This is a genomic window from Streptomyces sp. CB01373, assembly GCF_002803075.1.
GTDB lineage: Bacteria > Actinomycetota > Actinomycetes > Streptomycetales > Streptomycetaceae > Streptomyces.
Genome location: NZ_NNBK01000005.1, coordinates 306,299 through 326,949 on the forward strand (window position 1 = coordinate 306,299; position 20,651 = coordinate 326,949).

At 70.2% G+C, this 20,651-nt stretch carries 19 protein-coding genes; 5 read left to right on the forward strand and 14 right to left on the reverse strand.

The window, feature by feature from the left end; genetic code table 11:
* Positions 1 to 5: 5 nt before the first annotated feature.
* The 8 genes from CG719_RS10305 to CG719_RS10345 form a co-directional block, all read right to left on the reverse strand.
* Complete coding sequence (locus tag CG719_RS10305; protein WP_100568226.1) at positions 6 to 746, reverse strand: ABC transporter permease; 741 nt, start codon at positions 744 to 746, stop codon at positions 6 to 8.
* The gene (locus tag CG719_RS10310) at positions 743 to 1,672 is read right to left on the reverse strand and encodes an ABC transporter ATP-binding protein (RefSeq protein WP_199836587.1); all 930 of its coding nucleotides are present in this window, start codon (positions 1,670 to 1,672) and stop codon (positions 743 to 745) included. The genes CG719_RS10305 and CG719_RS10310 overlap by 4 nt, the downstream gene beginning before the upstream one ends.
* A gap of 173 nt (positions 1,673 to 1,845) precedes the next feature.
* Positions 1,846 to 3,984 carry a hypothetical protein gene (locus tag CG719_RS10315; RefSeq protein WP_199836588.1) on the reverse strand — a complete coding sequence of 713 codons (2,139 nt, stop codon included), beginning with the start codon at positions 3,982 to 3,984 and terminating at the stop codon, positions 1,846 to 1,848.
* Positions 3,985 to 4,143: 159 nt separating this feature from the next.
* Positions 4,144 to 4,560 carry a DUF6113 family protein gene (locus CG719_RS10325; protein ID WP_100568229.1) on the reverse strand — a complete coding sequence of 139 codons (417 nt, stop codon included), beginning with the start codon at positions 4,558 to 4,560 and terminating at the stop codon, positions 4,144 to 4,146.
* A complete protein-coding gene (gene mshB / locus CG719_RS10330) occupies positions 4,557 to 5,453 on the reverse strand; it encodes an N-acetyl-1-D-myo-inositol-2-amino-2-deoxy-alpha-D-glucopyranoside deacetylase (RefSeq protein ID WP_100568230.1) in 897 nt (298 codons plus the stop codon). The genes CG719_RS10325 and mshB overlap by 4 nt, the downstream gene beginning before the upstream one ends.
* A gap of 85 nt (positions 5,454 to 5,538) precedes the next feature.
* A complete protein-coding gene (locus CG719_RS10335; protein ID WP_100568231.1) occupies positions 5,539 to 6,156 on the reverse strand; it encodes a Uma2 family endonuclease in 618 nt (205 codons plus the stop codon).
* Between the two features lie 52 nt (positions 6,157 to 6,208).
* Positions 6,209 to 7,177, reverse strand: coding sequence for a helix-turn-helix domain-containing protein (locus CG719_RS10340; RefSeq protein WP_199836589.1), 969 nt, complete (start codon positions 7,175 to 7,177; stop codon positions 6,209 to 6,211).
* A gap of 227 nt (positions 7,178 to 7,404) precedes the next feature.
* A complete protein-coding gene (locus tag CG719_RS10345; protein ID WP_100568233.1) occupies positions 7,405 to 7,872 on the reverse strand; it encodes an ATP-binding protein in 468 nt (155 codons plus the stop codon).
* A 142-nt stretch (positions 7,873 to 8,014) separates the two neighbouring features.
* Here CG719_RS10345 and CG719_RS10350 point away from each other — a divergent pair, with 142 nt between their 5' ends.
* A complete protein-coding gene (locus CG719_RS10350) occupies positions 8,015 to 8,899 on the forward strand; it encodes a helix-turn-helix domain-containing protein (RefSeq protein WP_100568234.1) in 885 nt (294 codons plus the stop codon).
* Positions 8,896 to 9,105: a DUF397 domain-containing protein gene (locus CG719_RS10355; RefSeq protein ID WP_100568235.1), complete on the forward strand. Its 210-nt coding sequence runs from the start codon at positions 8,896 to 8,898 to the stop codon at positions 9,103 to 9,105. Before CG719_RS10350 ends, CG719_RS10355 begins: the two co-directional genes overlap by 4 nt.
* 64 nt (positions 9,106 to 9,169) lie before the next feature.
* On the opposite strand, the gene CG719_RS10360 is transcribed toward CG719_RS10355, so the two are convergent.
* Positions 9,170 to 9,364 (reverse strand): hypothetical protein, encoded by a 195-nt coding sequence (locus CG719_RS10360; RefSeq protein WP_100568236.1) that lies wholly within the window; start codon positions 9,362 to 9,364, stop codon positions 9,170 to 9,172.
* Positions 9,365 to 9,561: 197 nt separating this feature from the next.
* Between CG719_RS10360 and CG719_RS10365 the strand changes: the two genes are divergently transcribed.
* Positions 9,562 to 11,691, forward strand: a complete 2,130-nt coding sequence (locus CG719_RS10365; protein WP_100568237.1) for a S9 family peptidase — start codon at positions 9,562 to 9,564, stop codon at positions 11,689 to 11,691.
* Positions 11,692 to 11,744: 53 nt separating this feature from the next.
* Here CG719_RS10365 and CG719_RS10370 read toward each other — a convergent pair whose 3' ends face one another.
* Genes CG719_RS10370 through CG719_RS10390 form a run of 5 tightly spaced genes read right to left on the reverse strand, consistent with a single transcriptional unit; the run spans position 11,745 to position 17,347 of the window.
* Positions 11,745 to 12,839 carry an ABC transporter ATP-binding protein gene (locus tag CG719_RS10370; protein WP_100568238.1) on the reverse strand — a complete coding sequence of 365 codons (1,095 nt, stop codon included), beginning with the start codon at positions 12,837 to 12,839 and terminating at the stop codon, positions 11,745 to 11,747.
* Positions 12,820 to 13,806, reverse strand: coding sequence for an ABC transporter ATP-binding protein (locus CG719_RS10375; RefSeq protein WP_100568239.1), 987 nt, complete (start codon positions 13,804 to 13,806; stop codon positions 12,820 to 12,822). The genes CG719_RS10370 and CG719_RS10375 overlap by 20 nt, the downstream gene beginning before the upstream one ends.
* Positions 13,807 to 13,813: 7 nt before the next feature.
* Positions 13,814 to 14,806, reverse strand: a complete 993-nt coding sequence (locus CG719_RS10380) for an ABC transporter permease (RefSeq protein WP_100568240.1) — start codon at positions 14,804 to 14,806, stop codon at positions 13,814 to 13,816.
* Entirely contained in the window at positions 14,799 to 15,722 is a 924-nt protein-coding gene (locus tag CG719_RS10385) for an ABC transporter permease (protein WP_100568241.1), read from the reverse strand. The genes CG719_RS10380 and CG719_RS10385 overlap by 8 nt, the downstream gene beginning before the upstream one ends.
* 5 nt (positions 15,723 to 15,727) lie before the next feature.
* Positions 15,728 to 17,347 carry a peptide ABC transporter substrate-binding protein gene (locus tag CG719_RS10390; RefSeq protein WP_100568242.1) on the reverse strand — a complete coding sequence of 540 codons (1,620 nt, stop codon included), beginning with the start codon at positions 17,345 to 17,347 and terminating at the stop codon, positions 15,728 to 15,730.
* Between the two features lie 352 nt (positions 17,348 to 17,699).
* On the opposite strand from CG719_RS10390, the gene CG719_RS10395 reads away from it, so the two are divergent.
* Positions 17,700 to 18,722 (forward strand): ABC transporter permease, encoded by a 1,023-nt coding sequence (locus CG719_RS10395; protein WP_100568243.1) that lies wholly within the window; start codon positions 17,700 to 17,702, stop codon positions 18,720 to 18,722.
* Between the two features lie 64 nt (positions 18,723 to 18,786).
* Positions 18,787 to 20,571 carry an ABC transporter substrate-binding protein gene (locus CG719_RS10400; RefSeq protein WP_100568244.1) on the forward strand — a complete coding sequence of 595 codons (1,785 nt, stop codon included), beginning with the start codon at positions 18,787 to 18,789 and terminating at the stop codon, positions 20,569 to 20,571.
* Positions 20,572 to 20,651: the final 80 nt, after the last annotated feature.

Genomic DNA, 20,651 nt, shown 5'->3' on the forward strand with positions numbered 1-20,651 from the left:
GACGCTCACGCCTTCAGCGTGTCCTTCCGGTACAGCCAGGCCGCGCCGCCCGCGAACAGGGCGAAGAAGACGACGAGGATGGCGAGGTCCTTCGCGTGCGGGGCCTGGCTCTCCTCGATCGCGCGCCCCAGTGCAGCGTACGCGTGCGTCGGCAGCCACTCGGCGATGTTCTGCAGCCACCGCGGGAAGGTGGTCGAGGGCATCCACAGACCGCCGAGCATGGACAGGCCGAAGTAGATGATCATCGTGATCGGGCGGACCGCGTCCCCGCTGGCGAGGTAGCCGATGGCGACGCCGAGCGCGGCGAAGACCAGGCTGCCGGCCCAGATCGCGCCGGTGAGGGCGAGCCACTGCCAGGCCTCCAGACGGACCTGCTTGACGGCGGCGGCGACCACGAAGACGACGACGATGGACGGCAGGCTGACCACGGCGGCGCCGGCGGTCTTGGCGAGGACGTAGCCCCGCCCGGGCAGTGAGGTCAGCCGCAGCTGCCGTACCCAGCCGCTCTCGCGCTCCTTGGCGATGCGCTCGCTGTTACCCATGAGCACGGCGGTGAGGGCGCCGAAGGAGGCCATGGAGACCATCATGTACGTCGGGACGGTCAGGCCGGTGCCGTCGACCTTGGTGACGCCGTCCGCCTTGCCCGCGATGATCAGGAAGAGGATCGAGGGGTAGAGCACCGAGAAGAACAGGAACTTGCGGTTGCGCAGGGCGCGGGTGAGTTCCAGCCTGATCAGACTGTTCACGACTGCTTGGCCTCCTCGGCCTCGGTGATGGCGACGAAGGCCTGCTCGAGTCCGAGCCCGGCGACTTCGAGGTTGCGGGGGTAGGCGCCGAGCCCGTACAGGGCGTGCACGGTCGCGTCGGCGTCGGAGGACTGGATGCGGACGGTCTGACCGCTCACGGCCATCGAGGTCAGGAAGGGCAGAGCGCGCAGCGCGGCCTCGTCGATGTCGCCCTCCAGGTCGAAGGCGACCCGCCGGGCCCCCGCCTTCGCCTTGATCTCGGCGGCGGTGCCGTCGGCCAGCAGCCGTCCCCGGTGCAGGACGAGCACCCGGTCGGCGATGGCGTCGGCCTCCTCCAGGTAATGCGTGGCGAACAGGACCGTACGGCCCTGGTCGGCCTGTTCGCGCATGGTGGCCCAGAAGGCCTGGCGGGCGGAGACGTCCATGCCGGTGGTCGGCTCGTCCAGGACGATCAGGTCGCTGTCGCCGGCGGTGGCCAGGGCGAAGCGGACGCGCTGGGCCTGGCCGCCGGAGAGCTTGTTCACCTTGCGGTCGGCGATCTGGGAGATGCCCGCCCGGGCCAGCACGTCGGCGGTCCTGAACCGCTTGGGGTGCAGGTCGCAGGCGAGCCGCACCAGTTCTGCGACGGTGACGTCCTCCATCAGCCCGCCGCTCTGCAGCATGGCGCCCACGCGGCCCGCGACGATCGCCTCGCGCGCGGTGGTGCCGAAGACGCTGACGGTGCCGCTGTCGGCCTGCCTGAGGCCGAGCAGCAGGTCGAGGGTGGTCGACTTGCCGGCGCCGTTCGGGCCGAGCAGGGCGACGGTCTCGCCCGGATGCAGGGCGAGGGTCAGCCCGTCCACGGCCCGTACGTTCCCGTAGGTCTTGGTCACCTGGTCGAACCCCACCACCGTGGTGGTACCGGCTCGCTCCGCTGTTGTCGTCATGCCGGACATGCTGGCCGACGGGCGGGGGTGCCGGGCAGTGTCGCGGGTCCTGACTGCCGGATGACAGATGTCATGTTCGCGAGGTGACAGGGCGGGAGGGGGGCGGGCCACGAAGACGAGAGGGCACCCGGGGTCCGTGCCGGACCGGGTGCCCTCTGCCGCTGCTGCGGTGTCTAGCTGGGGTCGGTGTCGATGACTCCCACGCGGTTGGTCTTGCTCATCAACGCCGGGCGCAGGGCGCCGATCACGTCCTGGACCGTGACGGGGGTCTTGTCACCGGTGGCCCTGGCGATCGTGATCCCGTCGAAGGTGTTGCCGTACAGCTCCTTGAGCGCCGCCTCGTCGTAGGAGTCGACGAGCTTGCCGTCCACGGCCTTGACCCTCAGGAACTTCCACAGCGAGTTCTCCGGGCTGAACGGCACCGAGTGCACGGCGTCCGTCTGCACCTTCACGAGGCCCGACATCGCCGGCTCCGCGAACGCCTTCATCATCCGGTCGACCTCGGCGTTGGGGACCGTCGGCTGCTGGGTGACCGTGGGCAGCTGGACCGGTGTGGCCGTACCCGTCTCCACCTGGGCGCGGTACGCCTGCTGGACGAGCTGGATCGAGCCGCCGACGTCGATGCCCTTGCCCGGCTTGCCGTACACGGGAACGGCCTTGCCGGACTGGAACTTGATTCCGCCCTCGGTCACCGACCCGGCGCCGCCCGAGACGCTCTGCAGGGCGACCTGGAGCTTCTCCTCGTCGACCGGCATCTGCGGCTGGATCACCCGGTGGTTGCCGAACAGCGAGCCGATCACCGACACGGGGTTGTAGTCGCTCGTCGCGGCCGCGCTGGCGGTGGCCTGGGTGTCGAACTGGAGCCCGGCCTGGTCCGGCTTGAGGGTCACGGACTTGCCCTCGACCGACAGCTTCAGCGGCTGGTTCACACGGCTGCCGAAGGCGTCGTCGAGCTTCTTGACCGCGTCGTCGCGCGTGCCGCCGCCGATGTCGACGCCGAGCACGGTGGTGCCCTTGGGCACGTCGGAGTGGTTCATCAGCAGCCCGGCGCCGTAGGCGACACCGGCGACGACGATCACGGCACCGCAGAGCAGGACGAGCTTGTTGCGGCCCTTCTTCTTGGCCTTGGGCGCGCCGGCCGCGGCGGCGCTCTGCGGCGCGGGCTCGGACAGCCCCGGCGGCGTCTGCGTCTGCGGCCCGCTCCAGTCGGCCTCCGGCCCGAACGGGTCGAGCCCCGGCTGTATGACGGGCATGCCGCTGGTGACGGTGTTCCCGGAGACGTTGTCCGGCCGGGCGCCGTAACCGGGGGTGCCCGGCTGGGAAACCTGCTGCTGCGGGGTGAGGACGGCGGTGTCGTCGCTGAAACCGCTGCCGGGGTGCCCCGTGCGCGCGCCGGGGACTCCGCCCGGGCGTCCCGCGCCGCCGGGTGCGCCGCCCGCGGGCGGCCGCAGCGACGCGTCGCCGGTGACGGGGCCGCTCGTCGGGCCCTTGGGGCCCTGCGGGCCGCCCGGCGCACCGGGGACGCCCTGGCCGTTGTCGGAGAAGTACGCCAGGTCTTCACGGCGCGGCCCGCCGTCGGTGTGCGGGCCCGCGCCCAACGCCTCGGTGACGTCGAAGGACCCGGTGCCGCCGCCGTGGCCCGGGGCGACGGGGCCGCCGGTGACCCCGGGCAGGCCGGCGCCGGAGGAGCCGGGCCGGGAGCCGGCCCCAGCGCCGGGCAGGTTCATGGCGCCGGTCATGCCGCCGGGGCGGCCCCCGCCGGACGAGCCCGGCCCGGAGGAGCCGGCGCCCACGGGCCGGGGCACGGAGCTTCCCGGGCCGGAGGCACCGGGGCCGGGCCCGATCGCCGCGCGTGCGCCCGAACCACCCGGCAGTGCCGCGCCGTTGGTGGATCCGCCGCCCTGACCGCCTTTGCCGGCCTGGGGCTTGCGGGGGGCGAACCAGTCGCTGGTCACCTTCTCCGCCGCGGGCGCCGCGGGCTCGACGGGCGGTTCCGGGGCGACCTCGGGCGCCGGGGCGGCCGGCTGCTCGGCCTCGCCACCGGTGTCCTCGGCGTCGCTCTCGGACCCTTCCGAGGAGACGGGCGTCCGCACGACGACCGGCGGAATCGGCCGGGATCCGGGGATGTTGATCCGGATCCGCGTCGTCAGCGTGGTCTCGGTCTTGCGTTCCTCGGGCTGCGCGGCCGAACGGCCCGTGTCCGCTCGGTCGTCGGAGACCGCCGGGATTCCGTACGGCGGGGTTCCCGAGGGGTAGGCGGCTCCGCCGCGCCCATTGGGCCCGGACGACGGAGTGTCAGTTTCACGACTCAAGGCAGGTTCTCCCGATTGGCTCCGCCGCACGTTACGACCTCAGCGCGGGCGGCTCGGCGGCGCGCGCACCACCATACTGGCCGCTCGGGGCCCTTATCCCGGGACCGCTGGGTAAACCCCTAGTGGACCCCTACCGGCACCCCGGGAAGAAGTGGTACGTCACTTGCCAAGTCGGGCGTCGTCGTCGTGCGGTTGCCGTCTCGGAGCCAAGGTGGCACAGATCACAGCGACGGCCATGCCGCCGAGCAGGAAGAGATAGGAGCCGCTGTCGGCCGCGAAGAAGAAGTCGCCTTCGGGCCGGCTGGCGGTGAGCACGAACACGGTGACGACCCAGCCGGCCGCGCCCGCCACGGCCCCGCCCCGGCTGCGCGCGGCCCGCGCCCCGCCCAGGAACAGCCCGGCGGCACCCGCGAGCGCGAGCAGCAGCCCGCCGGGGAACCAGGCGGCCTGCACCAGGGCACCGGCGACCGCGACCACCGCGCCGAGCAGGAAGAGTCCCAGATACGCGGCGACCCGCCCGGCGGAGGGCGGCTTGAGGGGCTGCGCGAGCATGGAGCCCCCTCCCCCTGAACTCATGACGCCTCCTTCTCGGTGCCGGCGAACAGATCGGTCTCCGGCTCCCCCGGCGCGGCGACGGGTTCCCCGCGCACCAGCTCGTAGAACTCGGTGGTGAAGACCGGCTGGGCGAGCCGGTTGGACAGGGCGAAGTACGGCTCGGCCATCTCGATCTGGGTGGCGTGCGCGCGCATCGCGGCGGCCTTCGCCGCGGCGTACGCGCCGCCGTCGATCGCCGTGGTGACGCGCTCGTCGCCGACGACTCCGGGAACGTCGTCGATCGCCGCCGGCTCGTCGAACGGCAGCCCGGGCAGATCGTCCTTCAGCCGCGCGAAGGCGGCCTCGGCGACCGGGCGCGGGACGCGGTTCCAGTACACCTTGGCGATCCGCCAGGGCTCACCGAGGTCGGGGCGCACGGCGGGGTCTGCGGCCAGGTCCACGGCGAGCATGGCGACGCGGTGGGCCTGGATGTGGTCGGGGTGGCCGTAGCCGCCGTTGTCGTCGTAGGTGACGAGGACCTGCGGGCGCACCTCGCGGATCACGGCGACGAGGTGCTCGGCGGCGGTGTCGAGGCCGGCCTGCCACAGGCAGCCCGGATCGTCGTTGTCGGGGAGCCCCATCATCCCGGAGTCCCGGTACCGCCCGGCCCCGCCGAGCAGCCGGAAGTCCGTGACTCCCAGCTCCCGCATCGCCGCGGCCAGCTCCTGCCCCCGGTACGGGCCGAGCCCGGCCGCTCCCTCCAGATGCCGCAGCTCGTCCGGGATGACCTCGCCCAGCTCCCCGAGCGTGCAGGTCACCAGCGTCACCAGGGCGCCCTCGGCCGCGTAGCGCGCCATGGTCGCACCGTTGTTGATCGACTCGTCGTCGGGATGCGCGTGCACCAGCATCAGCCGCCGAGCGGCCCGTTCCGTCATGGGCCCACCCTACGAGGCCCCCGAACCCGCCTGGCCATCTCCCCGTGCCGGGGCAGGCGCATCGGAGACGGCACGGGGAGCGCGTTCAGGACTCGGCTTCCTCAGCGCTGTCCCCCCGATAGCGCGGCAGCCCGTCCGTCGTGATGGTCCAGTCGCCGATGGTGACGTCCTCGCCGTAGACGAAGTCCTTGCGGGTCGCATAGCGCGGACCGTCCGGAGTGGGGTGGATGTCGGTGAAGACCGCGCCTTCGCCGGTGCGCGGGTCGAAGACGGCGTAGACGGGGATGCCGAGCAGCGGATAGTCCCGCACTTTGCCCACCCAGTCGTTGCCCGGGTTCGAACGGGAGACGACCTCGATGGCGGCGACGATCGTTCGGGGATCGATGGACCCTTCGGTGTCCATGTCCTCTTCGGCGATCACCATCACGTCCGGGCGGCGCATGACGCCTTCGGGCTCGTTCTCCACGTCGGGCTCGCCGGTGTGGGCGACGATCTCTTCCGGCATCACCCTCTCCAGGCGCTTCCGGAGCCGCAGCGCGGTCAGCTCGTGGCGGCCGCTCGGCGACATCATGTCGAGGACGATCCCTTCCCTGGTGATCTCGAATTTGCCCGGCAGCGTGTCGTCCGCGGACCGAACGAAGTCGCGCATGGCCCGGTACAGGTGGGAGCCGCCCTGCTTCGCGTGGTCCGGTACGACGGCCATGGCGCTCGCTCCTCGTCGTCTGTGCCCAGGGGCAAGGATCGTCACGTTCATGCTAGGCGTCCTCCTGGAGGTCGGTTCGGCAGTCGCGGCAGCGGCCGGGTTCGGGGGCGCGGAAGGCGCGGTCGCAGCCCTCGCAGGTCTGGAGCGGGTGCCGCACGGGCGGCGGGACGGCCGGGGCGCGGAACGGCAGCGGCGGTGGGAGCTGGGCGGTCAGGCGGTGAGCCAGCACGGCGGCGGGCCGCCGTAGCTCCTCGGGCGGGAGATCGGCGGTCAGGGCTTGGCGTACGGCGGCGGGGCCCACCTCGCGTTCCAGCCAGGCGGCGACTCCCGGGGCCAGGTGGGCCGTGTCGCAGGCGGAGAGCAGGAGGCGGGAGTCATGGCGGCGGAGGTCCGCGAGGAGGTCGGTGGCCGCCTTGAGGAGTGCGGGGGCGGAGCACGCGGGGCGCGGGACGGCGGGGAGCGGCTTGCGGGGCGGCCGCTTCCCGCGCGGCCTGCCTGTCTCGCACGTCGCCTGCTTCTCGCCGCCGCTCTCGCGTTCCTCACGGCTCCCGCGGTTCTCGGTCTGCGTCGGAGCCGTCACCGGTCGGGCGGGTCGGTCGGGAGCGGGGTCGGGTGCGTCGGCGTGGTGGTGGCGGGCCGCGGCCGGCTGGTTGCAGGAGATCGTGCGGGTGACGATACGGCCGCCGGGGGCGCGTTCGCGGGGTCGGCGGAGGTAGCCGTGGGACTCCAACTCCCGCAGGGCGGCGGCGATACGAGTGGCTCCCTCGGGGAAGCGCACGGTGAGGGTCTTGATGTCGACGCGGGCGCCCTTCGGCAGCGACTGGAGGTGCACGCCGAGGCCGATGGCGAGCAGCGACAGCTCGCGGTGCTGGGCAAGGTGGTTGCCAATCACCGTGAAGCGGGTGGTGTGGCGGGTGTTGTCGTGGACCAGGCCGCCTGTGTGGTGGCCTCGGTTCGGGTGCTTGTCGCCCGCAATACGGGACTGGGCGTGCGGGGGCACGCTAGGGTTCGGGGTACCCATCGGGAAGCTCTCTCTTCCTCGGTGGTCAGGCCCTCGCACTGGGATTGCCGTCCCGGCGGGGGCCGTCGCATGTCTGCGGTTGTCGTGCTGCCTTGGGCTGAGCGTAGAGCCGCTGGGGGCCACGAAATCCAGCCGAGCCGGGGATGTTCACCCGCCCGAGTGAGCGCGTGCCACGGGCGGGAGGGGTGGGGCTTGGTGGAGGTTCTTTCTCCCTCGTTTCTTTGCTTTCAGTCGTCGGCGGCACCGGAACTCGTGGGGGCGGGTTCCGGTGGCGACAGGCGCAGTTCGGCCCAGATCGTCTTGCGCGGGAAGCGTTCCTCGGCGACGCCCCAGCGGTCGGCGAGGGCGTCCACCAGCAACAGGCCACGGCCCGACTCAGCATCCGCATCCGGCTCTTGGAGCTTCGGGCGCCGGTCACCGCGTGTGTCGGTGACTTCGATACGGAGCGTGCTGCCGACCACGTAGAGCGTCAGGCGGAAGCTGCGGCCGGGGAGCCGGCCGTGGGTGGCCGCGTTCGCCGCCAACTCGGCCACGACGTGGCTCGCCGCCTCGGCCGGGAGCTCCCACTTACGGAGCTGGTCGGCGGCGAGCAGCCGGGCCAGGCGGGCGCCTCGCGGGGTGGACGACAGAAGGACGCTGAAGCTGTGGACATGGGCGTGGAGTTGGACAGTGGGCTCGGCAATTTCCTGATTCACGTCACTCAGCGTGGCCGAGCAGGCTTACCGTGGCGAGTGATCAAGCTGTTGCGTAGGGTCACCGTCCACTGCTTGTCCGGTGCTGTCCAAGCTGTCGATGGCGTTCTTACGAGTACGACACGCACTACGGAAGGGCGCGCACATGTCGGTGGACGGTGAGGCGGTACGGACCCGGGTCGACTCGGAGACGCTGGACGAGCCGGGGTGGGAAGTGGACCCGGACGACGACTGGGCGCTCGCCGTGGTCGCCACGGTGGGGCGGCAGTTGAAACTCCGGAGAGAGGCGGCGGGGATGCGCGTCCCCGAGTTCGCCACGGCGGTCGGGTACGGCGACGATCTCGTGTACAAGATCGAGAGCGGTAAGCGGATCCCGCGGCCCGAGTATCTGGACGCGGCGGACGCGGTACTGAACGCGGGGGGACTCGTCTCGGAGATGAAGGAGGACCTGAAGAAGGTCCGGTATCCGAAGAAGGTTCGGGATCTCGCGCAGTTGGAGGCGCGGGCGGTTGAGCTTCAGCTCTACGACCCCCTGACCGTCCATGGGTTGCTCCAGACGCCCGATTACACGCGAGCGCTGTTCCATATGAGGCGCCCCGCCTATGCGGCAGACGATGTGGAGCGAGGTGTGGCCGCGCGCATGGCCCGCAAGGCCGTATTCGAGCGAGACCCTGCGCCTGAACTCAGCTTCATTCAGGACGAGTGGACGCTCCGGCGACGCCTCGGGGGCAGAATGGTCGTGCGCCGACAGCTCGAACACCTGCTTGAGGTCGGGCAGTTGCGGAACGTCGAAATCCAGGTCATGCCGTTGGACCACGAAGAGCACGCCGGGGTGGACGGAGGGATCGAGGTGCTGAAGTTCGAGGACGGCACGGCAGTGGGGCGCTCACCGGGAGTCGCCAACGGCCGGCCAGTCAGTGACCTGAGGCAGCTTCGTCTCCTGGAACTGCGGTATGGCATCATCCGGGCGCAGGCCCTCACACCCCGTGAGTCGACTGCCTTCATCGAGCAACTGCTGGGGGAGACATGAGCCACAAGGCCTCGGCAAAGGGCACCTCTGACCTGGTGTGGTTCAAGAGCAGCTACAGCAGCGGCGCGGAAACCGACTCCTGCGTCGAGATCGCCGCCGAGCCCAGCACCGTCCACGTCCGCGACTCGAAGCACGTCGACGGGCCCCGGCTCGCGATGACGCCGGGAGCCTGGGTCCACTTCGTTTCGTACGCCTCCGAAGACTGACGGCGAACGCCCGTGTGTGGTGGGGCTGACCTCGCCCCACCACCAAGGGTCACGACCCGCGGGGTCAGAACTTGAAGCCGCTGATCATCCCCGCGATGTTAGTGGTGAGTTCGCTGATCGTGGGGGCTACCGTGGACGACGCCAGGTAGAAGCCCAGGAGCATGCACACGATCGCGTGACCCGCCTTGAGGCCCGACTTCTTGATCAACAAGAAGACGATGATCACCAGCAGCAGCACCGCCGAAATCGAAAGTGCCACGGCGGCTCACCTCCAAAGTTCCCGGGACGCGGGGGGTGTCGGGGGTATCGGGGGTCGTCGGACGATGGGGGCAGATAAATCCACACAGCGGGCAGCAGGTTCATACCCACTATGCGCTAACGATCATAACTTTCCGCACGCGCGCATCGGTCGGCGCACAGCCGCACAAGGGGGCGCATGGCCAATATGGTCATGGCATGACGACCGAGCCTGTCTCCTTCCCCCGACGGCACGCGCGCACCCAGCGGTTCACGCTCGGCGCGCCGCGTGCGTTCACCGTCGCTCCCGACGCCTCCCGTGTCGTGTTCCTGCGTTCCGGATCCGGTACAGACCGGGCCAACTCCCTCTGGGTGCTCGACCTTGGCAACGGTGCGGAGCGCGTGGCCGCCGACCCGCGCGCCCTCCTCGCCGGTGCCTCCGAGGACCTCTCGGCCGAGGAACGGGCACGCCGTGAACGCAGTCGCGAGGGTGGTGCCGGCATCGTCGGCTACGCCACCGACACCGCCGCGGAGTTGGCGTCTTTTGCCTTGTCAGGGCGGCTTTTCACCGCCGAGTTGCGGGCGGGTACGGCACGTGAACTGCCCGTTCCCGGACCCGTGATCGACCCCCGCCCGTCCCCCGACGGACGGCACGTCGCCTACGTCACCGCCGGGTCCCTTCGGGTGGTCGGCGCCGAGGGCGACGGTGACCGGGCGCTCGCCGAACCGGAGTCCGAGGGTGTCGTCTACGGCCTCGCGGAGTTCATCGCGGCCGAGGAGATGCAGCGTTCGCGCGGCTTCTGGTGGGCGCCGGAGTCGGACCGGCTGCTCGTGGCGCGCGCGGACGACACGCCGGTGCGGCGGTGGTGGATCTCCGACCCGGCGCATCCGGAGCGGGAGCCGGGCCGCGTCGCCTACCCGGCCGCCGGCACCCCCAACGCGGACGTACAGTTGTTCGTGTTCGGTCTGGACGGGACCCGCACGGAGGTCCTCTGGGACCGGTCCCGCTACCCGTATCTGGCTCATGTGCACTGGTCAGCGGCGGGGGCGCCACTGCTCCTCGTACAGGCGCGCGACCAGCGAAGCCAGCTGTACCTGGCGGTGGACCCGGAGTCCGGGGCGACCCGCATGGTGCACGCCGACGAAGATCAAGATTGGCTTGATCTTTTCCCTGGGGTGCCGTGCTGGTCCCCCTCGGGGCAGCTCGTGCGTGTCGCCGACGAGGGCGGCGCGCGGGTGCTGGCGGTCGGCGAACGACCGCTCACCGGGGCACAGTTGCATGTGCGGGCGGTACTGGACGTGGCGGACGACGACGTGCTGGTCTCCGCCTCGGCGGGCGAGGAGGCGGCCGAGCCGGAGACCGGCGAGACGCACGTCTACCGCGTCAACGAACTCGGCGTGGAACGCGTGAGCCAGGAGCCCGGTGTGCACAGCGCGGTGCGCGCCGGAGGCGTGGCCGTCCTCGTCTCCGCCACGCTCGACCGGCCGGGCGCCCGGGTACGGGTGGTGCGCGAGGGCCGGACGGTGGCCACCATCCGCTCCCATGCCGAAGACCCCGGTTTGTCCCCGCGCGTGACCCTCACCCAGGGGGGCGCACGCCGAATCCCGTGCGCCGTGCTTATGCCTACGGACTACCCCCGTGACACTGCCGGCTCCGCTCCCCTGCCCGTCCTCCTCGACCCCTACGGCGGCCCGCACGGCTCCCGCGTGGTGGCCGCGCACAACGCGCACCTCACCTCCCAGTGGTTCGCCGACCAGGGCTTCGCGGTGGTCGTCGCCGACGGCCGCGGCACCCCGGGCCGCTCCCCCGCCTGGGAGAAGGCCGTCCACCACGACTTCACGGTCACCCTCGACGACCAGATCGAGGCCCTGCGGGACCTCGCCAGGACGTATCCGCTCGACCTCGGCCGGGTCGCGATCCGCGGCTGGTCCTACGGCGGCTACCTGGCCGCCCTGGCCGTGCTGCGCCGCCCGGACGTCTTCCACGCGGGCATCGCGGGCGCCCCGGTCACCGACTGGCGCCTGTACGACACCCACTACACCGAGCGGTACCTGGGCCACCCGGACCAGGTTCCGCAGGTGTACGCCCACAGCTCCCTGGTCACCGACGACGGGCTGTCCTCGCCCGCCGAGCCGCACCGGCCGCTGATGATCGTGCACGGCCTGGCCGACGACAACGTGGTGGTCGCCCACGCCCTGCGGCTGTCCTCCGCCCTGCTCGCCGCCGGGCGCCCGCACGAGGTGCTGCCGCTGTCCGGGGTCACCCACATGACTCCGCAGGAGCAGGTCGCCGAGAACCTGCTGCTGCTCCAGGTGGACTTCCTCAAGCGCTCCCTGGGACTCGGCTGAGCACGGGGCCGGGGCGGCACACGGCACGCCGCCCCGGCCCCACAGCGCTGCGGTCACGGCGCCCTGGTGCCGCTGCCCCGTCCGTCGGTGTCCCGCTCCTCCGGCGGCACCACCTGGAGCTCCGCCGCGTAGTGGCACGCCGAGTCGTGCACGGCCGGCCCGGTGTCGTGCCGGAACTCCTCGGGCACCGCGAGCTCCGGCACCTCCAGCGTGCAGCGTTCCCGCGCCTTCCAGCAGCGGGTGCGGAAGCGGCAGCCGGAGGGGATGGCCGTCGGCGACGGCACGTCCCCCGAGAGGATGATCCGCTCCCGGCGCTCCCGTGCCCCCGGGTCCGGCACGGGCACGGCGGACAGCAGCGCCTGGGTGTAGGGGTGCGTGGGGTGGTCGTAGATCTGCTCGTCGGTGCCGATCTCGACGATCCGCCCGAGGTACATCACCCCCACCCGGTCGGAGATGTGCCGCACGATCGACAGGTCGTGCGCGATGAAGACGTACGACAGGTCGAACTCGTGCTGAAGCCGCTCCATCAGGTTGATCACCTGGGCCTGCACCGAGACGTCGAGCGCGGAGACCGGCTCGTCGGCGACGATGATCTCGGGCCGCAGCGCCAACCCCCGTGCGATGCCGATGCGCTGGCGCTGACCGCCGGAGAACTGGTGCGGATAGCGGTTGACGTACTCCGGGTTGAGGCCGACGACGTCCAGCAGCTCCTGGACCCTCCTTCTCCGGTCGCCCTTGGGCACCGCCTCGGGGTGGATCTCGTACGGCTCCCCGATGATGTCGCCCACCGTCATACGGGGGTTGAGCGAGGTGTACGGGTCCTGGAACACCATCTGGATGTTGCGGCGCACCGCCTTCAGCGCCCGGCCGGACAGCCGGGTGATGTCCTCGCCCCGGTAGCGGATCTCGCCCGCGGTGGGCCGCTCCAGGTTGCACAGCAGCTTCGCGACCGTCGACTTGCCGCAGCCGGACTCGCCCACGATGCCGAGCGTTTCGCCCCGGCCCAGGGTGAAGTCGACGCCGTCGACCGCCTTGACCGACCCGACCTGCTTCCTGAACAGCACGCCCCGGGTGAGCGGGTAGTGCTTGACGAGTCCGCTGACCTCCAGGATCGGCTCGGCGGTCCGCTCAGCCGTCTGCTCTGCCATCCAGGCACTCCCCCCAGAAGTGGCAGGCGCTGACGCGGCTTTCGGAGACCTCGTACAGGGGCGGTACGTCCGTGCGGCACACGTCCCGGGCCATGGGGCAGCGCGGGTGGAAGGCGCAACCGGGCGGGATCGCCAGAAGGCTGGGCGGCAGGCCCTTGATGGCGTAGAGCTCCCGGCCCTTGTGGTCCAGGCGCGGGATCGAGTCCAGCAGACCCCTGGTGTACGGGTGGGCGGGCGCCTTGTAGATGTCGTGCACCGGCGCGGACTCCACGATCCGGCCCGCGTACATCACCGCGATCCGGTCGGCGACGTCCGCGACCACGCCCAGGTCGTGGGTGATGAGCACGAGCCCCATGCGGTACTCGCGCCGGAGTTCGGCGAGCAGGTCCATCACCTGGGCCTGGACGGTCACGTCGAGGGCCGTGGTCGGCTCGTCGGCGATGATGAGCGCCGGTTCCAGGGCCAGCGCCATCGCGATCATGATGCGCTGGCGCATGCCGCCGGAGAACTGGTGCGGGTAGTCGCCGACGCGCTGCCGGGCGGCCGGGATGCGCACCCGGTCCATCAATTCCACGGCCCTGGCGCGGGCGTCCTTGCGGGACATGCCCCGGTGCACGACGAACATCTCGCCGAGCTGGTCGCCGACGGTCAGCACCGGGTTCAGCGCGGACAGCGCGTCCTGGAAGATCATCGCCATCTCGGCGCCCCGGATCCGCCGCCGTTCGTCCTCCTTCAGTTCCAGCAGGTCCCTGCCGCGGAAGAGGATCCGCCCGCCGCTGATCCGGCCGGGCGGCACGTCGAGGATGCCCATGACCGCCTGCGCGGTCACGGACTTGCCGGAGCCGGACTCCCCGAGCACGGCGAGCGTCTCGCCCGCCTCCACCTCGTAGCCGACTCCGTTGACGGCGTGGACGATTCCGTCCCGGGTCCGGAACTCCACGTGCAGATCGCGGACTTCGAGCAGCATGGCGCCGTCACCTCAGCTTCGGGTCGAGGGCGTCGCGCACCGCGTCGCCGAGCATGATGAAGGCCAGGACCGTGATCGCCAGCGCCCCGGCGGGCCACAGCAGCGCGTGCGGGGCGTTGCGGACGTAGGGCGAGGCGGCGGAGATGTCGATGCCCCAGGAGACGCTGGGCGGCTTCAGCCCGACCCCGAGGTAGGACAGGGTGGCCTCGAGGGCGATGTACGTGCCGAGCGCGATGGTGGCGACGACGATCACCGGGGCGACGGCGTTGGGCGCGATGTGCCGCAGCAGGATGCGGGAGTTGGACGCGCCCAGGGCGCGGGCCGCCTGGACGTAGTCGAGCTGTTTGGCGGTGATGACGGAGCCGCGCGCGATCCGGGCGACCTGCGGCCAGCCGAGCAGCACGATGAACCCGACGACCGGCCAGACGGTGCTGCTCGGGACGACGGACAGCAGGACGAGACCGCCGAGGACGACGGGGATGGCGAAGAAGACGTCGGTGGCCCGCGACAGCACGGCGTCCCCGGCGCCGCCGAAGAATCCGGCGAGCGCGCCCAGCACCGAGCCGAGGAGCGCCACCCCGAGCGTGGCGCACACACCGACCGTGACGGACGCGCGGGCCCCGTAGACGGTGCGTGTGTAGACGTCGCAGCCCTGGCCGTCGAAGCCGAAGGGGTGGCCGGGCGCGGACCCGTCCTGGGCGCGGGCCAGGTCGCAGGTGAGCGGATTGCCGGAGGTGATCAGGGACGGCCAGAGCGCGATGAGGACCAGGAAGCAGATCACCAGCGCGGAGAGCAGGAAGACCGGGTTGCGGCGCAGGTCGCGCCAGGCGTCGGACCACAGGGAGCGGGCCCGTCCGCCGGAGGCGGCCGATGGATGCGGCCCCGCAGGCCCGCCCGGACCCCGCTCCAGTGTCGTCGCCTCGCTCGCCGCGAGGTCCATCGCGCCGCCCATGCCGGTCCCGGCGATGGGGCGCTCAGGCTCCCGCGCCTGCTCAGGCATAGCGGATCCTCGGGTCGAGTACGGCGTAGAGCAGGTCCACGAGCAGGTTGGCGACCAGGAAGACCAGGACGAGGACCGTCACGAAGCCGACGACGGTCTGGGTGTTCTGCCGCAGGATGCCCTGGTAGAGCTGGTAGCCGACGCCGTGGATGTTGAAGATCCGCTCGGTGACGATGGCGCCGCCCATCAGCGCGCCGATGTCGGTGCCGATGAAGGTGACCACGGGGATCAGGGAGTTGCGCAGCAGGTGCCGGACGACGACCCGGCGCCGGGGCACTCCCTTGGCGACGGCCGTGCGCACATAGTCCGCGCGCCGGTTCTCGGCGATGGAGGTACGGGTCAGCCGGGTGACGTAGGCGAGGGAGACGGAGGCGAGGACCAGGCCGGGCACGATCAGCTCGCCGAAGGCCGCCGCCGGGGACACCGAGGGCCTGATCCAGCCCCACTTGACGCCGAACAGCAGTTGCAGCAGCAGGCCGGTGACGAAGGTGGGGACGGAGATGACGACCAGGGTGAGGACCAGGACCGAGGTGTCGACGGGCCGGCCGCGGCGCAGCCCGGTCAGCACGCCCAGGGTGATGCCGACGACGATCTCGAAGAGGATCGCGACGATGGTCAGCCGGATGGTGACGGGGAACGCCGACGCCATCAGCTGTGTGACGGGCTGTCCGTTGAAGGCGGTGCCGAAGTCACCGGTGAAGACGTTGCCCATGTAGGTCGCGTACTGCTGCCACAGCGGCTTGTCGAGGCCGAACTCCCGTCTGAGCTGGGCGGCGGTCGCGGTGTCGCAGGCGCGCTCCCCGCACAGTCCGGCGATGGGGTCGCCCATCACGTTCACCATCAGGAAGATCAGCATGGTGGCCCCGAAGAACACCGGGATCATCTGGAGCAGCCGTCTGGCGACATAGCGTCCCATGCGGATCAGCCGACCCTGATCTCGTCGTAGACGGGGACGCTGAACGGGTTGAGCGTCACGTCGTGCAGCCGGTCGGAGTAGCCTGCGCTGCCGTTCTGGTACCAGAGCGGGATGGCGGCCATGTTGTCCCGTACGACGCCCTCGGCCTGCTGGAAGAGCCGGATCGCCCGGGGCCGGTCGGTCTCGGCGTTCGCCTGGTCGACGAGGTGGTCGAATCGCTGGTTGGACCACTTGCCGTCGTTGGAGGACGCGCCCGTGTAGTACAGCGGCTGGAGGAAGTTCTGGATCAGCGGGTAGTCCATCTGCCAGCCGGCCCGGAAGGGTCCGGTCATCCGGTGCCCGCTGATCTGGTTGCGGAAGTCGGCGAAGGTGCCGACCGGGTTGCCCACGCACGCCCGGTCGTTGCCGAGCACGTTGTTGATGGAGTTGCACACGGCGTCCACCCACTGCTTGTGCGAGCCCGTGTCCGCGTTGTACGTGATCCTCACCTGGCCGCCGGGGAGTCCGCCGCCCTCCTGGACCAGCTTCCGGGCCCCGGCGGGGTCGTAGTCGCAGGCGTGGCCGCACAGGCCCGGCTTGAAGCCGCCGTCCGTGCCGAGGACGGGTGAGGTCCAGTCGGTGGCCGGGGTGCGGGTGCGCCGGAAGATGGTCTCGGTGATCTGCTTGCGGTTGATCGCCATGGACAGGCCGGTGCGGACCTTGCGCGCCCCGCCGGTGTTCCACTTCGGGTCGTAGAACGGGAAGGCGATCGTCTGCAGGATGCCGGCCGGGCTGTTGATGTAGCGGCCGGCCAGGTCGGTCCGCACGTTCTTCAGCTGCCCGGCGGGGATGTCGTCGACCAGGTCGAGATTGCCGCCCAGCACGTCGGTGTACGCGGTGTTGCTGTCGGTGTAGACCACCAGGGTCACGCCGTCGTTGCGCGCCTTGTCCGGCCCCGGGTAGCCGTCCCACTTCTTGAGCGTCATCTGCGCGCCCCTGGTGTACGACTCGATGGTGTACGGGCCGTTGCCGACGGGCGTCTCCAGCCAGGCGGCGTGGTGCGTGAAGAAGGTGCGGGGCAGCGGGACGAAGGCGGCGTAGCCGAGGGTGTCGGGGAAGGTGGAGAACTTCTGGCCGAGGGTGACGGTGAAGGTGCGCGGGCCGGTGACCTTAAGGCCGGAGAGGGTGTCGGCGCTCTGCCTGCCGCTCTCGGGGTGGACCCTGTCGTAGCCCTCGATGTAGCCGAAGAAGTAGGCGTTCTTCTGGTTGTTCCGCAGGCTCGCGCCGTAGTTCCAGGCGTCGACGAAGGAACGGGCGGTGACGGGTTCGCCGTTGCTGAACTTCCAGCCGTTCTTGACGGTGATGGTGAAGTGCCGCGAATCGGTGGTGTCGATGCGCTCGGCGAGCATGTTCTCGGCCTTGGCGGTCATCGGGTTGTACCGCTTCAGCCCGCGGAAGATCATGTCGAGCACCTTGCCGCCCTGCACCTCGTTGGTGTTGGACGGCTCCAGCGGGTTCTGCGGGTCACCCCAGGACGCGGTCAGCGCCTTGGCGCCGACGCCGGTTCCCCCGCCGCCGCAGCCGGCGAGGACGAGCAGGGCCACCGCCGCGCCCGCGGCCCACCGGGCGTGCGCGACTCCACGCATGGGTGCCTCCTCCTGATGCGGTGACCTCATGACATATCAGCACATGAACCACATATCGCATGGCCGCCGCACCGATCGGCCCCGCCGGTCGGATGTACGGATTCCGAGATGGCGGCGACGGATATCGGACCCATTACCAGATTCGTTCGAGAGGTGCCGAAATATCCTCTCGCCCAGGTCACGAAATGGTGAGGCGGGTCTCTCCTGACGGTCATGTCCTGGTCAAGAATCCAAAGAGAAAGCCAACGCCGAGATGGATACATTGACGCTGCATGAATGGCGTTGAAAAGGTCCGCCTAGCCCGTGGGTGCGTCCTGCGGAGAACCACGACTTTCTCCGGGCCAGGAGCGACATGACCTCCCCAACTCCACTCGCCAAAACTTCACTTGAGGTGGCGGAAGAGAGCACCACGAAGGCGGGGCCCTCGGCTCCGAAGGGACAGGGACGCTCACCGGGACAGCTCGCTTGGCAGCGCTTCAAGCGCGACCGCTCCGGTGTCGTCTCGGCCTATGTGGTGATCTTCTTCTTCGTGGTGGCGCTCTGCGCGCCGCTCATCGCGAAGCTGTACGGAAAGGATCCGTACACGACGTACGGCCAGGACCAGCCGGGGCTGCTGAACGACTTCGGTTCACCCATCAGGCCCAACGGCGGTATCAGCGGCGACTTCTGGTTCGGTGTCGAGCCCGGCCTCGGCCGTGACGTCTTCACCTTCCTGCTCTACGGGATGCGCAACTCGCTGCTGATCGCGTCGGCCGCGACCCTGCTGGTGACCATGCTGGGCGTCGTCGTCGGTATCACCGCGGGCTACCTGGGCGGCAGGACCGACTACCTCGTCGGCCGGGTCATCGACATCCTGCTGGCCTTCCCGTCCACCCTGTTCTTCATCGCCTTCTGGCCGGTGATGATCAGCATCCTGGTTCCGCCGGACGAGAACACCCCGGTCTGGCTGACCGTCACCAGCCTGATCGCCGTCCTCACGGCCTTCGGCTGGGCCTCCCTCGCCCGCCTGCTGCGCGGTGAGGTACTGGCCCTGCGGGAAAGGGAGTTCGTGGAGGCCGCCAAGGTGACCGGCGCCTCCCCGGCGCGGATCGTCTTCAAGGAGCTGCTGCCCAACCTGTGGACGCCGATCCTGATCCAGACCACCCTCGCGCTGCCCGTCTTCGTCACCGCCGAAGCGGCCCTGGCCTTCCTCGGCGTCGGGCTGACCTCGCCGACACCCGACTGGGGCGTGATGATCCAGCGCGGCTCGGAGGTCTACCAGAACGACATCACCTTCATGCTCTTCCCGGGCGCGTCGATGGTGATCTTCGTGATCGCCTTCAACCTGCTCGGTGACTCGGTGCGCGACGCGCTGGACCCCAAGACCAAGCGCTGATTCAGAACTGACGCCGGGCGACGGGCCCGGCGGATCACCACCTCCCCCGACCAGAGCAGGAGCCATGTCCCTTTCCCGGAGAAACTTCATCATCGCCACGTCGGTCGCGGCCGGCGGCTCCCTCGTCCTGTCCGCGTGCAGCAGCGGCGACGCGGGCGGTGGAGACGGCGGCACGGGCGGGCACGGAGGTGCCGACACGTACACGGGCACCGTGACGGTCGGCACGAAGGAGGACTCCACGGGACCGGCGCCCGAGATCGAGGGCGCGCGCAAGGGCGGCACGATCCGCGGCATCTCGCCCGACGACTTCTCCCACCTCGACCCGCAGCGCATCTACTACGCGTGGAACTCCGCGGGCGGCAACCTCTTCATCCGGGGGCTCACCGGGTACAAGATCGCCCAGGACGGCTCCATGAAGCTGGTCGGCGACCTGGCCACCGACGCAGGCACCATGTCGGACGGCGGCAAGACCTGGAGCTTCACCCTGAAGGACGGGCTGAAGTGGGAGGACGGCAGCGAGCTGACCGTCGAGGACGTGCGTCACGGCATCGAGCGCGGCTTCGCCGCCTTCACCACCGAGGGTGCGAGCTACGTCCAGGCGGCCCTCACGGGCGAGAGCGACTTCCGGAAGGTCTACAAGGGCCCGTACGACGGCAAGCACCTCGACTCCATCGTCCTCGACACGGCGAAGAAGAGCATCACCTTCAAGCTGAAGGAAGCCCGCCCGGACCTCAACTTCACACTGGCGATGACCTCCTACGGCGCCGTGCCGGTCAAGCACGACACCAAGGAGAAGTACGACAAGGACCCGGTCTCCGCAGGTCCCTACCGGATCAGCAAGCACACCGTCGACAAGTCGATGACCATGGTGCGCAACGAGCACTGGGACCCGGCGACCGACTCGATCCGCAACGCCTATCCGGACAGTTTCGTCTTCGAGTTCGGCCCCGAGGCCCTCCAGTCGACCGACCGGATGATCGCCGACTCCGGCGACGACCAGTACGCGCTCCAGGTCTACAGCGGCGTACCCGCGGACCGCATCCAGAAGGTGCTCACCACCCCCGACCTCAAGGCACGTTCCTACAACGGCCTGTTGAGCAGCACGTACTACTACGCGATCAACACCAGGCGGATCAAGGACGTGAAGGTCCGCCAGGCACTCAACCACGCCTGGCCGCTGGAGCAGATCCGCACGATCTACGGCGGCCCCTCCGCGGGCGACTACGCCACCACCATCCTCAGCCCCGACATCATGGGCCGCGAGAAGTTCGACGTCTACGGCAAGCTGAAGAAGCCGCAGGGCGACCCGGAGGCGGCGAAGAAGCTGCTGAAGGAGGCAGGCAAGCTCGGCCAGAAGATCGTCTATGCCTTCCCGCAGTCCCCGACGTACGACAGGACGAAGGTCGTCATCGAGAACGCGCTGAAGAAGGCGGGCTTCGAGCCGGTTCTCAAGCCGCTCGAGTCCAGCAGCTACTACGACCAGGCCCAGCAGATCGACAACCAGTTCGACGTGATGTGGTTCGGCTGGGGCGCGGACTGGCCGACCGGCTACACCATGATGCAGCCCCTGTTCGACGGGGGGACCATCGGCAACGGCAGCAACAACGTCTCCCAGCTGAACGTCGACTGGGTCAATGAGGCGATCAAGAAGAACGTCACCATCGGCGACCCGAAGGAAGCCGGCAAGGCCTGGGCCGAGCTGGACCGGCGGATCATGGAGGAACTGGCGCCGATCATTCCGGAAACGTACCAGCGCCGCTTCCACATGTACGGCTCCAAGGTCGGCAACACGGTCTTCGACCCGCTGTACTCCGCCGCCATCCTCTACAAGCTGTACGTCAAGGCCTGACGCCTGCTCACGGGTGGGGTGCCGGGACCGGCGCCCCACCCCCCTTCCCCCCCTCGTCGGCGTCTGCCAGGGAACCCCAT

What these genes read in the sequence shown, in the direction of transcription:
- CG719_RS10310 (WP_199836587.1), bottom strand. Translation starts at nt 1,672, where the DNA reads ATGACGACAACAGCGGAGCGAGCCGGTACCACCACGGTGGTGGGGTTC.
- CG719_RS10325 (WP_100568229.1), bottom strand. Translation starts at nt 4,560, where the DNA reads ATGAGTTCAGGGGGAGGGGGCTCCATGCTCGCGCAGCCCCTCAAGCCG.
- mshB (WP_100568230.1), bottom strand. Translation starts at nt 5,453, where the DNA reads ATGACGGAACGGGCCGCTCGGCGGCTGATGCTGGTGCACGCGCATCCC.
- CG719_RS10335 (WP_100568231.1), bottom strand. Translation starts at nt 6,156, where the DNA reads ATGGCCGTCGTACCGGACCACGCGAAGCAGGGCGGCTCCCACCTGTAC.
- CG719_RS10340 (WP_199836589.1), bottom strand. Translation starts at nt 7,177, where the DNA reads ATGGGTACCCCGAACCCTAGCGTGCCCCCGCACGCCCAGTCCCGTATT.
- CG719_RS10350 (WP_100568234.1), top strand. Translation starts at nt 8,015, where the DNA reads ATGTCGGTGGACGGTGAGGCGGTACGGACCCGGGTCGACTCGGAGACG.
- CG719_RS10355 (WP_100568235.1), top strand. Translation starts at nt 8,896, where the DNA reads ATGAGCCACAAGGCCTCGGCAAAGGGCACCTCTGACCTGGTGTGGTTC.
- CG719_RS10365 (WP_100568237.1), top strand. Translation starts at nt 9,562, where the DNA reads ATGACGACCGAGCCTGTCTCCTTCCCCCGACGGCACGCGCGCACCCAG.
- CG719_RS10370 (WP_100568238.1), bottom strand. Translation starts at nt 12,839, where the DNA reads ATGGCAGAGCAGACGGCTGAGCGGACCGCCGAGCCGATCCTGGAGGTC.
- CG719_RS10375 (WP_100568239.1), bottom strand. Translation starts at nt 13,806, where the DNA reads ATGCTGCTCGAAGTCCGCGATCTGCACGTGGAGTTCCGGACCCGGGAC.
- CG719_RS10380 (WP_100568240.1), bottom strand. Translation starts at nt 14,806, where the DNA reads ATGCCTGAGCAGGCGCGGGAGCCTGAGCGCCCCATCGCCGGGACCGGC.
- CG719_RS10385 (WP_100568241.1), bottom strand. Translation starts at nt 15,722, where the DNA reads ATGGGACGCTATGTCGCCAGACGGCTGCTCCAGATGATCCCGGTGTTC.
- CG719_RS10390 (WP_100568242.1), bottom strand. Translation starts at nt 17,347, where the DNA reads ATGCGTGGAGTCGCGCACGCCCGGTGGGCCGCGGGCGCGGCGGTGGCC.
- CG719_RS10395 (WP_100568243.1), top strand. Translation starts at nt 17,700, where the DNA reads ATGACCTCCCCAACTCCACTCGCCAAAACTTCACTTGAGGTGGCGGAA.
- CG719_RS10400 (WP_100568244.1), top strand. Translation starts at nt 18,787, where the DNA reads ATGTCCCTTTCCCGGAGAAACTTCATCATCGCCACGTCGGTCGCGGCC.